The sequence below is a fragment of the Streptomyces sp. NPDC046122 genome, from assembly GCF_056429965.1.
On sequence record NZ_JBWKLQ010000019.1, the window covers coordinates 33,664 to 46,362 of the forward strand.

A 12,699-nucleotide genomic window follows, 5' to 3' on the forward strand; every position below is an offset into this window, starting at 1 on the left:
GCCGCGCGCCTTTCACGCCACCCTCCTGACAGGAGTCGACAGCCATGGCCATCGAGGTCCGCATCCCGACCATCCTCCGCACCTACACGGACGGCGCCAAGGCCGTCGAAGGCAACGGCGACACGCTCGCCGACCTCTTCGCCGACCTGGAAGCCCGCCACACCGGCATCCAGGAGCGCATTGTCGACAACGGCCAGCTGCGCCGCTTCGTGAACGTCTACCTCAACGACGAGGACGTCCGCTTCCTCGACGGCATCTCCACCAAGCTCGCCGACGGCGACAGCGTCACCATCCTCCCGGCCGTCGCCGGCGGCATGGTCTGATGAGGTACGACTCCCCGCTGGCGGCGGTCGGCAACACGCCGCTCGTCCGCCTCCCCAGGCTGTCCCCCTCGGAGGACGTCCGCATCTGGGCCAAGCTGGAGGACCGCAACCCCACCGGCTCGATCAAGGACCGCCCGGCGCTCCACATGGTCGAACAGGCGGAGAAGGACGGCCGGTTGACGCCGGGCTGCACCATCCTCGAGCCCACCAGCGGCAACACCGGCATCTCGCTCGCGATGGCGGCCCGCCTCAAGGGCTACGACATCGTGTGCGTCATGCCGGAGAACACCTCCCAGGAGCGGCGCGACCTGCTCGCCATGTGGGGAGCGAAGATCATCTCGTCGCCGGCGGCAGGCGGCTCCAACACGGCCGTACGGGTCGCCAAGGAGCTCTCGGCGCAGAACCCGTCCTGGGTGATGCTCTACCAGTACGGCAACCCGGACAACGCCGGGGCGCACTACGCCACCACCGGGCCGGAGATCCTCACCGACCTCCCGACCATCACGCACTTCGTCGCGGGCCTGGGCACCACGGGCACGCTCATGGGCGTCGGCCGCTACCTGCGGGAGAACCTCCCCGACGTCAAGATCGTCGCTGCCGAGCCCCGCTACGACGACCTGGTGTACGGCCTGCGCAACCTCGACGAGGGCTTCGTCCCCGAGCTGTACGACGCGTCCGTGCTGACCACCCGCTTCTCGGTCGGCTCGGCGGACGCCGTGACACGGACGCGGGAACTCCTCCAGCAGGAGGGGATCTTCGCGGGCGTCTCCACCGGGGCGGCGCTGCACGCGGCGATCGGGGTCGGGAACAAGGCGGTCAAGGCGGGGGAGCGGGCGGACATCGTGTTCGTCGTCGCCGACGGCGGCTGGAAGTACCTGTCGACCGGCGTCTACACCGCCGAGACGACCGAGGCGGCCATCGAAACGCTCCAGGGCCAGCTCTGGGCGTAGGGCCCTCCGCGCCGGACGGGCCGGACCGCGCCCCCGGGCGCCTTCGGCCCCTCCGGCGTTCGCGTACCCGGCCCCGGCGCGCCGGAGCCGGGGAGCGCCCCGCGCGGCGGCCGTGCGTCAGCGCGCCAGGTGCCGGACCCGGTCCCACACCGCGGGATCCGCCGCCCCGACCCGCCGCCGGAACTCCCGCACCGCCACGTCCCGCAGCTCGTCCGTCTCCAGGAAGCTCGGCCGGCCACGAGCGTCCCCCACCGCCCCCGGCGGCAACGCGATCACCCCGGGCCGCTCCTCGTGGTGCTTGCTCGTGATCTTCGCGATCAGCGCGCTGTCCCCCCGTACGGACAGCACCAGGCAGGGCCGGTCCTTGGACCCGGGCCCGTCCTCGTACGGCACGTCGGCCCACCAGATCTCCCCGGCCCTGGGCCCCCCGGACACCTGCGGTGCCCGCGGCCCGCGCTCCGGCCGCCGCGTTCCCTGAGGCCGCCCCGGGGGCCGCGCGCGCCCCCCGGGGCGGCGCCGGGGAGACCGCCCCCGGCCGTCCACCACGGCCGCGACCAGCGCGAGTACCACTACGGCGGCCAGCGCCGCCCACCAGGACGTGTCCATCCCCCGACGGTACCGGCGCTCCGGCCGCCCCGCGCGCCCCCGCCCGAACCGGTGACAGTGCAGGTGAGTTCCCCCACAACCCCCCGCCATCGAGGAGCGACCTGCTCCGTCGCGCCTTACGCTCGACGAACCCGCACGAACCCTCCCCGTCCCTGTTACGGAGGTTCACGCTCCATGAAGCTCACCGTCGTCGGCTGCTCAGGGTCGTTCCCGTCCGCGGAATCGGCCTGCTCGAGCTACCTCGTCGAGGCCGACGGCTTCCGGCTGCTTCTCGACCTGGGCAACGGCGCCCTCGGCGAGCTGCAGCGCCACGTCGGTCTCTACGACATCGACGCTGTCTTCCTCAGCCACCTGCACGCCGATCACTGCATCGACATGTGCGGCTACTTCGTCGCCCGCTACTACCGGCACGAGGGCGGTCGCGCCCCCGCGATCCCCGTGTACGGCCCGGAGGGCACCGAGCAGCGCCTCACGACGGCGTACGCCGACACCCCGACCGAGAGGTCGATGGCCGAGGTCTTCGACTTCCACACGCTCAAGCCGGGCGTGTTCGACGTCGGTCCCTTCACGGTGCGCACGGAGAAGGTCGCGCACCCGGTCGAGGCGTACGGCATCCGCGTCGAGCACGGCGGCAGATCCCTCGCGTACTCCGGCGACACCGGGACGTGCTCGGCCCTGCACGAACTGGCCCGCGAGGTCGACCTGTTCCTGTGCGAGGCGTCCTTCACGTACGGCAAGGAGGACATCCCGGGCCTCCACCTCAACGGCCGCGAGGCCGGCGAGTGCGCCGAGCGGGCGGGCGCCCGACGGCTGGTCCTCACGCACATCCCGCCGTGGACGGACCCGCAAGTGAACCTGACGGACGCGCGGGCGGTCTACACCGGCCCGGCGGAACTCGCGGTCGCGGGCGCGGAGTACGAGATCTGACGTACGGGGGTCCGGCACGGGACCTCACGTACGCCGGGTCCGGCACGAGACCTGACGGGGGCGGGACACGGCAGAGGGCCCCGGACCAGTACCACGGTCCGGGGCCCTCGCGCGTACGGCCGCGGCCTACTTCGCCTCGGCCTTCTGCAGCTCGGCGATCTCCTCGTCGGACTCGCGGCCCGGCGTCGGCAGGTTGAACTTCGTGATCGCGAAGCGGAAGACCACGTAGTAGACGGCCGCGAAGCACAGGCCGACCAGGACCAGCATCCACGGCTTCGTCGCGATGCCGAGGTTCAGGCCGAAGTCGATCGCGCCGGCCGAGAAGCCGAAGCCGTCCTTCATGCCGAGGCCCCAGGTCAGAGCCATGGAGACACCAGTCAGCACCGCGTGGATGGCGTACAGCACCGGCGCGATGAACATGAACGTGAACTCGATCGGCTCGGTGACGCCGGTGAAGAACGACGTCAGCGCGAGGGAGAGCATCATGCCGCCGACGACCTTGCGCCGCTCGGGACGGGCGCAGTGCACGATCGCCAGGCAGGCCGCCGGGAGGGCGAACATCATGATCGGGAAGAAGCCGGTCATGAACTGTCCGGCGGACGGGTCGCCGGCGAGGAAGCGCGCGATGTCGCCGCTCTTGCCCTCGTACGTACCGGCCTGGAACCACGGGAACGAGTTCAGCAGGTGGTGCATGCCGACGGGGATCAGCGCGCGGTTGGCGACGCCGAAGATGCCCGCGCCGACGGCGCCGGAGCCGACCAGCCACTCACCGAAGTTGTGCAGGCCCGTGCCGAGGACCGGCCAGATGAACCCGAAGACGATGCCCACGACCAGGCCGGCGAAGGCGGAGAGGATCGGGACGAGACGGCGGCCGCCGAAGAAGCCCAGCCAGTCCGGCAGAGTCTTGCGGTAGAACTTCTGGTAGAGCAGGGCGACGACGATGCCCATGACGACGCCGCCGAGCACCTTGGCGTCGACCGGGGCCTCCGTCATGACGATCTTGTTCTCGACCACCTTCGCCACCTTGGGCAGGTTGGGGTCGGTGAAGGTCGCCAGGACGTTCTTGAAGACGAGGTAGCCGGTGACGGCCGCGAGGGCGGTCGAACCGTCCGACTTCTTCGCGAAGCCGATCGCGATGCCCACGGCGAACAGCAGCGCCATGTTGTCGAGGATCGCCCCGCCGCCGGCCGCCATGTAGCCCGCGATCTTGGTGATGAACTCGGGATACGATTCCCGGCCGAGCATGTCGGCGTTGCCGAGCCGGACCAGGAGCGCCGCCGCGGGCAGCACCGCGACGGGCAGCATCAGGCTGCGGCCGATGCGCTGCATGACAGCCATCGCGCCGGCGCCCTTCTTCTTGGGGGCCGCGGGGGCGGCGGTGTCCGTGGACATCATTTCCTCCATGGGGCAAGGCGCCGCCAGGGGGAACCGGGGGACGGCGGCGTCTTCGGGATCAACGCGGCGCGTCGCCACGTGGTCTACACCACTCAGTGGTGTAGACCAGTTTTAGCATGGTGAAGCGCGGATAAGGAACCCCGATTCCCGTGCTGCGGAACACACCCCTCCACACACGGCGAAAGCCCCCGGACCGGGCGGGTCCGGGGGTCTCGCGCAGGGCTTCGGGGTCCTACTTGGTGCTCTCCTCCTCGACCTCCTTCTCCACCTCCTCCGGTTCGCGGCCCGGAGTGGGAATGTCGAACTTCGTGATCACGAAGCGGAAGAGCGCGTAGTACACGACGGCGAAACACAGGCCGATCGGAATGATCAGCCACGGTTTGGTGCCCAGGTGCCAGTTGACGACGTAATCGATCAGACCGGCCGAGAAGCTGAATCCCGCGTGCACGCCCAGCGCCCAGGTGATCGCCATCGAGGCGCCCGTCAGGAGTGCGTGCAGTCCGTACAGCAGCGGCGCCGCGAACATGAACGAGAACTCCAGGGGCTCGGTCACGCCCGTGACGAACGAGGTGAGGCCCACCGAGATCATCAGGCCCGTCACCCGCTTGCGGTGTTCCGGGCGGGAGCAGTGCGCGATGGCCAGGGCGGCCGCCGGAAGGCCGAACATCATGATCGGGAAGAAGCCCGACATGAACTGCCCGGCCGACGGGTCCTCGGCGAAGAACCGGGTCAGGTCGCCCTGGACGATCTTGCCGTCCGCCCCCTTGAACTCACCCGCCTGGAACCAGAAGAAGGTGTTCAGGAACTGGTGCATGCCGATCGGGATCAGCAACCGGTTCGCGACGCCGAAGATGCCCGCGCCCCACGCGCCCAGATCGATCAGCTGCTTCGAGAACCAGGTCAGCGCGTCGCCCACCGGCTCCCACAGCAGGCCGAACAGCACCCCGAGGATCACGCACAAGAACGCCATGATGATCGGTACGAGCCGCCGGCCGTTGAAGAAGCCGAGCCAGTCCACGAGCCGGGTCCGGTGGTAGCGCTGCCAGACCACCGCGGTCAGCAGCCCGATCAGGATGCCGCCCAGTACGCCCGGATTCTGCGGCGTACCCTCCGGCAGCTTCTCGGTGACCGAGCCGTCGACGGGAAACGCCTTGAGCACGTTGCTGTAGACCAGGAAGCCCGCGACCGCCGCCAGCGCCGTCGAACCGTCGGCCTTCTTCGCGAAGCCGATCGCCACCCCGATGCAGAACAGCAGCGGCAGACCGAACGCGCCGTCCAGGATCGACGTGCCCCCAAGGGTCAGCACCTTCGAGGTCTTGTCCCAGAACGCGCCGTCCAGGGAGGCCCCGAACAGGTTGCCGAGGCTGACGAGCAGACCGGCCGCCGGAAGGACCGCCACCGGGAGCTGGAGGCTGCGGCCGACCTTCTGCAGCCCCTGGAACAAGCCGTTCCGCCATCTCCGCCGCGTCTCCTGCTGTGGCGCGGTCCCGCGGTCCGAACTCATCGGCGTCCTCCCGGAACTAGCCAGTTTGGCGGGCGTCGCATACTGGTGTAGACCAGTTGCGGTACGGTCCGGAGCCCGGCCGGAAGACAGGGCACCGGTGATCGCCATCATTCGGTACAGGGCGGTTACTCGCCCGCGAAGTTGGGCCAACCGTGAGTTACCGTGGCAAAGCGGCCACGGTGGGCCGAGACTTCCGCTTGGAACCAACAGGGAGAAAGACATGGCCAGCAAGGCTGAGAAGATCGTCGCCGGGCTCGGCGGAATCGACAACATCGACGAGATCGAAGGCTGCATCACCCGCCTTCGCACCGAGGTCCACAACCCGGACCTGGTCGACGAGGTCGCTCTCAAGGCCGCCGGCGCCCACGGCGTCGTCAAGATGGGCACCGCGATCCAGGTCGTCATCGGCACGGACGCCGACCCGATCGCCGCGGACATCGAAGACATGATGTGAGTCGCCCGTGACTCCGCCGTGAGGGGCCCCTCCCGGAAGCCCGCGCTTCCTTTCCAGCCAAGCGCGGACCACGTACCGGAATGGGCCCCTCACGCATGGGCGCGCCCGGCCGCTAGGCTCCACCCCATGTCTCGAATCGACGGCCGCACCCCCGAACAGCTCCGCCCGGTCACCATCGAACGCGGATGGAGCAAGCACGCCGAGGGCTCCGTCCTCATCTCCTTCGGCGACACCAAGGTCTTCTGCACCGCCTCCGTCACCGAAGGCGTCCCGCGCTGGCGCAAGGGCAGCGGCGAAGGCTGGGTCACCGCCGAATACTCGATGCTGCCCCGCTCCACCAACACCCGCGGCGACCGCGAATCCGTACGCGGCAAGATCGGCGGCCGCACGCACGAGATCTCCCGCCTCATCGGCCGGTCCCTGCGCGCCGTCATCGACTACAAGGCCCTGGGCGAGAACACCATCGTCCTCGACTGCGACGTACTCCAGGCAGACGGCGGCACCCGCACCGCGGCCGTCACCGGCGCCTACGTCGCCCTCGCCGACGCCATCGCCTGGGCCCAGGCCAAGAAGATCGTCAAGCACGGCCGCAAGCCGCTTATCGGCACCGTCGCCGCCGTCAGCGTCGGCATCGTCGACGGCGTCCCGCTGCTCGACCTCTGCTACGAGGAAGACGTCCGCGCCGAGACCGACATGAACGTCGTCTGCACCGGCGACGGCCGCTTCGTCGAGGTCCAGGGCACCGCCGAAGCCGAACCCTTCGACCGCAAGGAGCTCAACGCGCTCCTCGACCTCGCGAGCGGCGGCTGCGCCGACCTCACCGCGATCCAGGTCAAGGCGCTCGACTCCACGCTCTGACCCGAGAGCAACCGCGGACGCCCCCGCGCGCGTCTGTCATGACACGGGCGTACGGGCCGAACCGTACGCCCGTCCGCACCTTCGTTCGTGTACCTGGGGGAGGACCCGCTCCATGCGCCGTCGCCGTAGTAGCCGCATCGCACTCGCCGTCGCCACCGCCGCCGCGCTCACCGGGCTCGTCGCCGGCTGCGGAACCCTCGACAAGGCAATGGACTGCGTCAAGACCGCCGACGCCATCGCCACCAGCGTCAACAAGCTGTCCACGGCCGTGTCCACCGCCGCCGACGACCCCACCCAGCTGAACGAGGCCCTGAACGACATCGACCAGGAACTCTCGAATCTCGACGACACCACGGACAACGCCGACCTCTCGAAGGCCGTCGACGACCTGAACAAGGCGGTCGACAACGTCCGCACCGCCGTCGAGAAGGGTGACGAGACCCCGGACATCGGTCCCGTCACCGACGCCGCCACCGAGATCGGCAAGGTCTGCACCCCGTAGCCGGCACGGATACTGGGGGCATGACCCGCCTGATCCTCGCCACCCGCAACGCCGGGAAAATCACCGAGCTGCACGCGATCCTCGCCGACGCAGGTCTCCAGCACGACCTCGTCGGCGCGGACGCCTACCCCGAGATCCCCGACGTCAAGGAAACCGGCGTCACCTTCGCCGAGAACGCGCTCCTGAAGGCCCACGCCATGGCCCGCGCCACCGGCCTGCCCGCCGTGGCCGACGACTCCGGCCTGGCGGTCGACGTCCTCGGCGGAGCCCCCGGCATCTTCTCGGCCCGCTGGTCGGGCACCCACGGGAACGACAGGGCGAACCTCGACCTTCTCCTCGCCCAGCTCGCCGACATCGACACCCCGCACCGCACGGCCCACTTCGCCTGCGCGGCGGCCCTGGCCCTCCCCGACGGCAGGGAACGTGTGGTCGAAGGCCGCCTCCAGGGCACCCTGCGCCACACCCCGGCCGGCATGAACGGCTTCGGCTACGACCCCATCCTCCAGCCGGACGGCTACGACGTGACCTGCGCCGAACTGACCCCGGCGGAAAAGAACGCCATCAGCCACCGAGGCAAGGCCTTCCGCGCCCTGACCCCGGTGCTACGGGAACTGCTGGGCTGAGGCTGCGGGGACCCGATCGCCGCGGACATACGAACGGCCTGCGCACCGATGCTTCGATACGCAGGCCGTTCATGGTGCGGCGGAAGGGATTCGAACCCTCAAGCCGTTTCACGGGCCACAGATCCTAAGTCTGCTGTGTCGCCAGTTGCACCACCGCCGCTAGCCGCCTGCCATGGTACCGGGCGGCGGCCGCCGCGTTGTCCGGTCACCCTCAGGCGATGGACTCTGCCCTCGGCCGGCGGTTACGGCACCATGTGGCGGTCAGCGCGTGGCAGTTGGGGCAGAGGTAGCGCAGGTTTTCGGCCCGGTTGTCGAGCCAGTCGCCGCTGATGTGGTCGATCTGCAGGGTGATCGGCTGCCCCAGCCACTCGCCGCCGTTCCCGCACGAGGAGCAGCGGTACGGGACGTCGATTTCCTGGAGCGCCCGGTGCAGACGCGTGCGGTGCGGTCGTGACGAGCCCGGCGCCAGCACCACCAGGACGTTCGCCGCGACGGGCTTGCGCTCGCTCACCCGCACGGCGCCCCAGGCGCGACGGGTGAAGCGGCTGGTGTCGAGCCCGATTTGCGCCGTCCTGCGGCGTACGCGCCGGTGGTTGGTGTCGTCCACGGAGAGGCCGAGGGCTCGTACGACGTCGGCGAAACTCGTGGCGGCGGGAACCGCCGTGCGCAATGCCTGCTCCGAGATCACGGGCCGCGCGTTGCGGAAGTGCGCGGTGTCGACGCCGCGCCGCTTCATCAGCGCCGCCAGCGCCGCGCGTGAGCGGCTGTCGTCCGCCACCCCGAGGTGGCGGGCCACGCCGCGGACGCTGTTTGTGGACGCCGCCGCGGTCGCGAGTTCCTCGGTGGTGAAGTACGCGTCGAACGAGGGGCGGGCCATGCCGGGGAAGTGGCCGGTGTCGATGCCGGCGGCGGCTATGCGGCGACCGATGTGCGCCATGGTGCCCGTGGCGGGCGCGGCCCCTAGCTTCGTCACGACCTCGCGCAGCGTCGCCGAGGAGGCCACGGCGGCAGCGATGGCCTCGTCCGTGTACTTGCGCCACGGGCGCGTCGAGCCGGTGGCTGTGGCACCAGCTCCACAGATGGCGAATGAGCATCCCGAAGTGGGGCGAAAAGTAACATTATGGAAGGCGGAAGGTCGGCTGTCACCCGGGTGTGGTGTGGGTGGTGTCCGTGGGCGGCCGCATGGTGGTGTCGCGCCAACCACCGTCGTCGCACCCACCGACCCTTGAGCGCTCGGGACGGCCCGAGAACCACCTCCCCAGAAGCAACCAGTGGTCCCCCGGGCACCAAGACCCCCGCTCCCTGCCCTCCCCTCCCGGCCCGCAACTGCCCCTCAGAAGCTGGGTTCGCGGGTGCGGGATTCGATCAGTTCTGCCGCTTCCTGCTTCGTTTCCACCGACGGTGGGGAGCCCGCCAGTGGCTTCTGGGCCGTTTCCTTCATGCAGGCCACCGCGATGACGCCGATCAGTGCCGCCGCCATCCAGCAGCGGCTTGCGGCCGAAGCGGTCGTTCAGGCGTCCGACCTGGCTGATGACCGCCATCAGGCAGACCATCGTGGCGAGCAGGATCAGCAGGCCGTGCGTCTCGCTGTAGCCGAGTTCGTCCGAGAGGTACGTCGGCATGTAGGAGAGCAGCATGTAGTCGGTGACGTTGTACGCGCCGACGAGGGCGATGCACAGGATCAGCGTCGGCCAGTACTGCCGGAAGATCTTCGCCAGGTCGCCCTTGGCCGTGCTCTCCACCGTGTCGGCGGCGGCCTGGGACGTGCGGGCGTTTTCGCTCTCCAGCTTCTGGAAGGCGGGGGTCTCGTCCAGGCGCAGCCGCAGGTAGAGGCCGGCGAGGCCGAGCGGGCCGGCGACCAGGAACGGGATGCGCCAGCCCCATGCCTCCATGGCGTCGGAGCCGAGCCAGGCGGTCAGCGCGGTCACGAGCCCGGCGGCGCCGGTGTAACCGGCCAGGGTTCCGAACTCGAGGAAGCTGCCGAAGAAGCCGCGGCGCTTGTCGGGGGCGTACTCCGCGATGAACGTCGAAGCGCCGCCGTACTCGCCGCCGGTGGAGAAGCCCTGCACCAGCCGGAAGAGGATCAGCAGGACCGGCGCCCAGAAGCCGATCGTGGCGTACGAGGGGATCAGGCCGATGGCGAAGGTGCCGACGGCCATCCGGATCATGGTCAGCGCGAGGACCTTCTTGCGGCCCAGCCGGTCGCCCATGGGACCGAAGACCATGCCGCCGAGGGGGCGCACCAGGAACGCCACCGCGAAGGTGGCGAAGGAGGAGAGGAGCTGGGCCGTGTCGTTTCCGGGTGGGAAGAAGACGTGGCCGATCGTCACCGCCAGGTAGCTGTAGATGCCGAAGTCGAACCACTCCATGGCGTTGCCGAGCGAAGCCGCTTTGACGGCCGTTCGACCGCCGCCTCGTCGGTGATCGTGATGTCGGAGCGGCGCAACGGCGGGTTCTGGCGTCTCCTGGCGGCACGGAAGAGCGTGCGGTGTCGCTTGAGCGCTGCGGGGTCGGCCCTGTGGTCGGGGCCAGTGGCCGCCATGGCAGATTCCTTTCCTCGGACGTGTTTCCGCTGTCCAAGGGGAACCTCTGCCTTCTATTTCATGCTGCAAACCAAGGTCCCCGGTTCCGGGACCTTGGTCACAGCGTCCCGGTGCCGGGGTGCCCGGGCTCAGACGACCGGGATGCCCAGGTCCTTGATGATCTTCGCGACGTGACCGGTGGCCTTCACGTTGTAGAGGGCCCGCTCCACCTTGCCGTCCTCGTCCACGACGACGGTCGAGCGGATGACGCCGGTGACCGTCTTGCCGTACAGCTTCTTCTCGCCGAAGGCGCCGTACGCCGTGAGGACCTCCTTGGACGGGTCGCCGACGAGCGTGACCTTGAGGTCCTCCTTGTCGCGGAACTTCGCGAGCTTCTCCGGCTTGTCCGGGGACACGCCGATGACGTCGTATCCGGCGCCGGCCAGCAGCTCGAGGTTGTCGGTGAAGTCGCACGCCTGCTTGGTGCAGCCGGGGGTGAGGGCGGCGGGGTAGAAGTAGACGATGACCTTGCGGCCCTTGTACGCGGCGAGGGAGATCTCGGTTCCGTCGGCGTCGGGCAGGGTGAAGTCGGGGGCGGTGTCGCCGGGCTGGAGTCGCTCGCTCATCGGTCTCGGTCTCCTCGTGCGGGGGTGGTGCGTGTCGGTTGTGCGGATACGGTCCCGAGCGTAATGGGGGTGCCGTGGGGTAGGGGACGGGCCGAACTGACAGACTGTCGATGAAGGACTACCGGATTCGGCCCACGACCACGGAGGCAGCGCAGTGTCGGATGCCAGGACCCCTGCGCAGATCGAGGCGGACATCAAGAGCCGGCGTGACCGGCTGGCGGTCACCCTCGACGAGATCGGGGTGCGGCTGCACCCGAAGACGATCGTCGGCGACGCGAAGGCCAGGGTCGCTTCGACCGTGGACCACACCGCGGGCCGGGCGTTCGTCGCGGTGAACCGGACGGTGTCCGACGTGAAGGCCCAGTTCGTGGACGAGGACGGTTCGCCGCGCCTGGAGCGGCTCGTTCCGGTAGCGCTGGTGGCCGTGGGGCTCGTGGGGCTGCTCGCCCTGTCCACGCGGCGCAAGCGCGGCTGACGTCGCGGCCGATGGCGGGCGCGGGCGCGGGGACAGGTAGGTTCGGAGCGTGAGCGAGAACACCACGCACGACAAGCTGCCCATCCGGATGCTGCACGACCGGGTGCTGGTCAGGTCGGACAGCCCGGAGGGCGAGCGCCGCTCGGGCGGCGGCATCCTGATTCCGGCGACCGCCGCGGTCGGCAAGCGGCTGGCCTGGGCCGAGGTCGTCGCGGTCGGCCAGAACGTACGGACCGTGGAGCCGGGTGACCGGGTGCTGTACGACCCGGAGGACCGGGCGGAGGTCGAGGTGCGCGGCATCCCGTACGTGCTGATGCGCGAGCGCGACCTGCACGCGGTGGCTTCCGAGCGGGTCTCGGAGGACTCGACCGGGCTGTACTTGTAGCGCCGGTAGGCGGACCAAGCGCCCCAGGTCAACAGACACATCAGACGGGTGGAGCGGCCGCAGGGCCGTTGCAGCGTGGGGCCGGTGATCGAGGTCACCGGCCCCTTTCGCTGCCCTTTGCTATGTTGGGAAGCACCCCGACGAGACGCGCCGTACCGGGTAGTCAACGCAAAGACGACGCATCCCGATGTACCGCTGTTTCCGCGTTTCGTTTCGGAGGTGCCCGTCGTGGCCTGGGTTCTGCTTGTCGTCGCCGGTCTGCTCGAGGTCGGCTGGTCGATCGGGATGAAGTACACCGACGGTTTCACCAGGCTGTGGCCCAGTGTGTTCACGGGCGCGGGCATCGTCGCGAGCATGCTGCTGCTGTCGCACGCCGCCAAGACGCTGCCGATCGGCACGGCGTACGGCGTGTGGGTGGGCATCGGCGCGGCCGGGGCGGCGGTGCTCGGCATGGTGGTGCTCGGTGAGCCGGTCACTGCCGCCCGGATCTTCTTCGTGTGTCTGCTGCTGGTCGCCGTTGTGGGGCTGAAGGCGACCTCGGGGCACTAG

Annotated in this window: 15 protein-coding genes, 1 tRNA gene, 1 pseudogene and 1 riboswitch; of the genes and pseudogenes, 10 read left to right on the forward strand and 7 right to left on the reverse strand. The window is 69.7% G+C overall.

Annotated features, from left to right (window positions below):
* The first annotated feature begins 44 nt into the window (after positions 1 to 44).
* Together AC07FK_RS31240 and AC07FK_RS31245 are read left to right on the forward strand one after the other, a co-directional pair.
* Complete coding sequence (locus tag AC07FK_RS31240) at positions 45 to 323, forward strand: MoaD/ThiS family protein (RefSeq protein WP_479108294.1); 279 nt, start codon at positions 45 to 47, stop codon at positions 321 to 323.
* Complete coding sequence (locus tag AC07FK_RS31245; RefSeq protein ID WP_479108295.1) at positions 323 to 1,273, forward strand: PLP-dependent cysteine synthase family protein; 951 nt, start codon at positions 323 to 325, stop codon at positions 1,271 to 1,273. The genes AC07FK_RS31240 and AC07FK_RS31245 overlap by 1 nt, the downstream gene beginning before the upstream one ends.
* Positions 1,274 to 1,390: 117 nt before the next feature.
* Here the strand turns inward: AC07FK_RS31245 and AC07FK_RS31250 are convergent, their stop codons facing one another.
* A complete protein-coding gene (locus tag AC07FK_RS31250) occupies positions 1,391 to 1,879 on the reverse strand; it encodes a type II toxin-antitoxin system PemK/MazF family toxin (RefSeq protein ID WP_479108296.1) in 489 nt (162 codons plus the stop codon).
* A gap of 174 nt (positions 1,880 to 2,053) precedes the next feature.
* On the opposite strand from AC07FK_RS31250, the gene AC07FK_RS31255 reads away from it, so the two are divergent.
* On the forward strand, positions 2,054 to 2,806 hold the full coding sequence (locus AC07FK_RS31255) for an MBL fold metallo-hydrolase (RefSeq protein WP_479108297.1): 753 nt from the start codon (positions 2,054 to 2,056) through the stop codon (positions 2,804 to 2,806).
* Positions 2,807 to 2,932: 126 nt separating this feature from the next.
* On the opposite strand, the gene AC07FK_RS31260 is transcribed toward AC07FK_RS31255, so the two are convergent.
* Positions 2,933 to 4,198, reverse strand: coding sequence for a PTS transporter subunit EIIC (locus tag AC07FK_RS31260; RefSeq protein ID WP_479108298.1), 1,266 nt, complete (start codon positions 4,196 to 4,198; stop codon positions 2,933 to 2,935).
* A gap of 235 nt (positions 4,199 to 4,433) precedes the next feature.
* Entirely contained in the window at positions 4,434 to 5,705 is a 1,272-nt protein-coding gene (locus AC07FK_RS31265) for a PTS transporter subunit EIIC (protein ID WP_479108299.1), read from the reverse strand.
* 220 nt (positions 5,706 to 5,925) lie between these two features.
* Here AC07FK_RS31265 and AC07FK_RS31270 point away from each other — a divergent pair, with 220 nt between their 5' ends.
* From AC07FK_RS31270 to rdgB, 4 genes are all read left to right on the forward strand, one after another.
* Positions 5,926 to 6,159 (forward strand): PTS sugar transporter subunit IIB, encoded by a 234-nt coding sequence (locus tag AC07FK_RS31270; protein WP_028813127.1) that lies wholly within the window; start codon positions 5,926 to 5,928, stop codon positions 6,157 to 6,159.
* 126 nt (positions 6,160 to 6,285) lie between these two features.
* Positions 6,286 to 7,017: a ribonuclease PH gene (rph, locus tag AC07FK_RS31275; protein ID WP_479108300.1), complete on the forward strand. Its 732-nt coding sequence runs from the start codon at positions 6,286 to 6,288 to the stop codon at positions 7,015 to 7,017.
* Positions 7,018 to 7,129: 112 nt separating this feature from the next.
* Positions 7,130 to 7,519: a hypothetical protein gene (locus tag AC07FK_RS31280; RefSeq protein WP_479108301.1), complete on the forward strand. Its 390-nt coding sequence runs from the start codon at positions 7,130 to 7,132 to the stop codon at positions 7,517 to 7,519.
* Between the two features lie 20 nt (positions 7,520 to 7,539).
* Positions 7,540 to 8,142 carry an RdgB/HAM1 family non-canonical purine NTP pyrophosphatase gene (gene rdgB / locus AC07FK_RS31285; protein WP_479108302.1) on the forward strand — a complete coding sequence of 201 codons (603 nt, stop codon included), beginning with the start codon at positions 7,540 to 7,542 and terminating at the stop codon, positions 8,140 to 8,142.
* A 72-nt stretch (positions 8,143 to 8,214) separates the two neighbouring features.
* On the opposite strand, the gene AC07FK_RS31290 is transcribed toward rdgB, so the two are convergent.
* From AC07FK_RS31290 to bcp, 4 genes and pseudogenes are all read right to left on the reverse strand, one after another.
* Positions 8,215 to 8,302 (reverse strand) — tRNA-Leu (locus tag AC07FK_RS31290).
* Between the two features lie 51 nt (positions 8,303 to 8,353).
* On the reverse strand, positions 8,354 to 9,115 hold the full coding sequence (locus AC07FK_RS31295) for an HNH endonuclease signature motif containing protein (protein ID WP_479108303.1): 762 nt from the start codon (positions 9,113 to 9,115) through the stop codon (positions 8,354 to 8,356).
* Positions 9,116 to 9,475: 360 nt separating this feature from the next.
* Positions 9,476 to 10,684 (reverse strand): annotated as a pseudogene (locus tag AC07FK_RS31300) (MFS transporter).
* A 129-nt stretch (positions 10,685 to 10,813) separates the two neighbouring features.
* Positions 10,814 to 11,290, reverse strand: coding sequence for a thioredoxin-dependent thiol peroxidase (bcp, locus tag AC07FK_RS31305; RefSeq protein ID WP_479108304.1), 477 nt, complete (start codon positions 11,288 to 11,290; stop codon positions 10,814 to 10,816).
* 154 nt (positions 11,291 to 11,444) lie between these two features.
* Here bcp and AC07FK_RS31310 point away from each other — a divergent pair, with 154 nt between their 5' ends.
* The 3 genes from AC07FK_RS31310 (at position 11,445) to AC07FK_RS31320 (ending at position 12,699) form a co-directional block, all read left to right on the forward strand.
* Complete coding sequence (locus tag AC07FK_RS31310) at positions 11,445 to 11,765, forward strand: DUF3618 domain-containing protein (RefSeq protein ID WP_479108305.1); 321 nt, start codon at positions 11,445 to 11,447, stop codon at positions 11,763 to 11,765.
* A 49-nt stretch (positions 11,766 to 11,814) separates the two neighbouring features.
* Positions 11,815 to 12,150: a GroES family chaperonin gene (locus AC07FK_RS31315; protein ID WP_028811655.1), complete on the forward strand. Its 336-nt coding sequence runs from the start codon at positions 11,815 to 11,817 to the stop codon at positions 12,148 to 12,150.
* Between the two features lie 114 nt (positions 12,151 to 12,264).
* Positions 12,265 to 12,334, forward strand: a riboswitch (guanidine-III (ykkC-III) riboswitch).
* Positions 12,335 to 12,378: 44 nt separating this feature from the next.
* On the forward strand, positions 12,379 to 12,699 hold the full coding sequence (locus AC07FK_RS31320) for a DMT family transporter (protein ID WP_479108306.1): 321 nt from the start codon (positions 12,379 to 12,381) through the stop codon (positions 12,697 to 12,699).

Coding starts and splice junctions, on each gene's coding strand:
- AC07FK_RS31240 (WP_479108294.1), top strand. CDS start 45: ATGGCCATCGAGGTCCGCATCCCGACCATCCTCCGCACCTACACGGAC.
- AC07FK_RS31245 (WP_479108295.1), top strand. CDS start 323: ATGAGGTACGACTCCCCGCTGGCGGCGGTCGGCAACACGCCGCTCGTC.
- AC07FK_RS31250 (WP_479108296.1), bottom strand. CDS start 1,879: ATGGACACGTCCTGGTGGGCGGCGCTGGCCGCCGTAGTGGTACTCGCG.
- AC07FK_RS31255 (WP_479108297.1), top strand. CDS start 2,054: ATGAAGCTCACCGTCGTCGGCTGCTCAGGGTCGTTCCCGTCCGCGGAA.
- AC07FK_RS31260 (WP_479108298.1), bottom strand. CDS start 4,198: ATGTCCACGGACACCGCCGCCCCCGCGGCCCCCAAGAAGAAGGGCGCC.
- AC07FK_RS31265 (WP_479108299.1), bottom strand. CDS start 5,705: ATGAGTTCGGACCGCGGGACCGCGCCACAGCAGGAGACGCGGCGGAGA.
- AC07FK_RS31270 (WP_028813127.1), top strand. CDS start 5,926: ATGGCCAGCAAGGCTGAGAAGATCGTCGCCGGGCTCGGCGGAATCGAC.
- rph (WP_479108300.1), top strand. CDS start 6,286: ATGTCTCGAATCGACGGCCGCACCCCCGAACAGCTCCGCCCGGTCACC.
- AC07FK_RS31280 (WP_479108301.1), top strand. CDS start 7,130: ATGCGCCGTCGCCGTAGTAGCCGCATCGCACTCGCCGTCGCCACCGCC.
- rdgB (WP_479108302.1), top strand. CDS start 7,540: ATGACCCGCCTGATCCTCGCCACCCGCAACGCCGGGAAAATCACCGAG.
- bcp (WP_479108304.1), bottom strand. CDS start 11,290: ATGAGCGAGCGACTCCAGCCCGGCGACACCGCCCCCGACTTCACCCTG.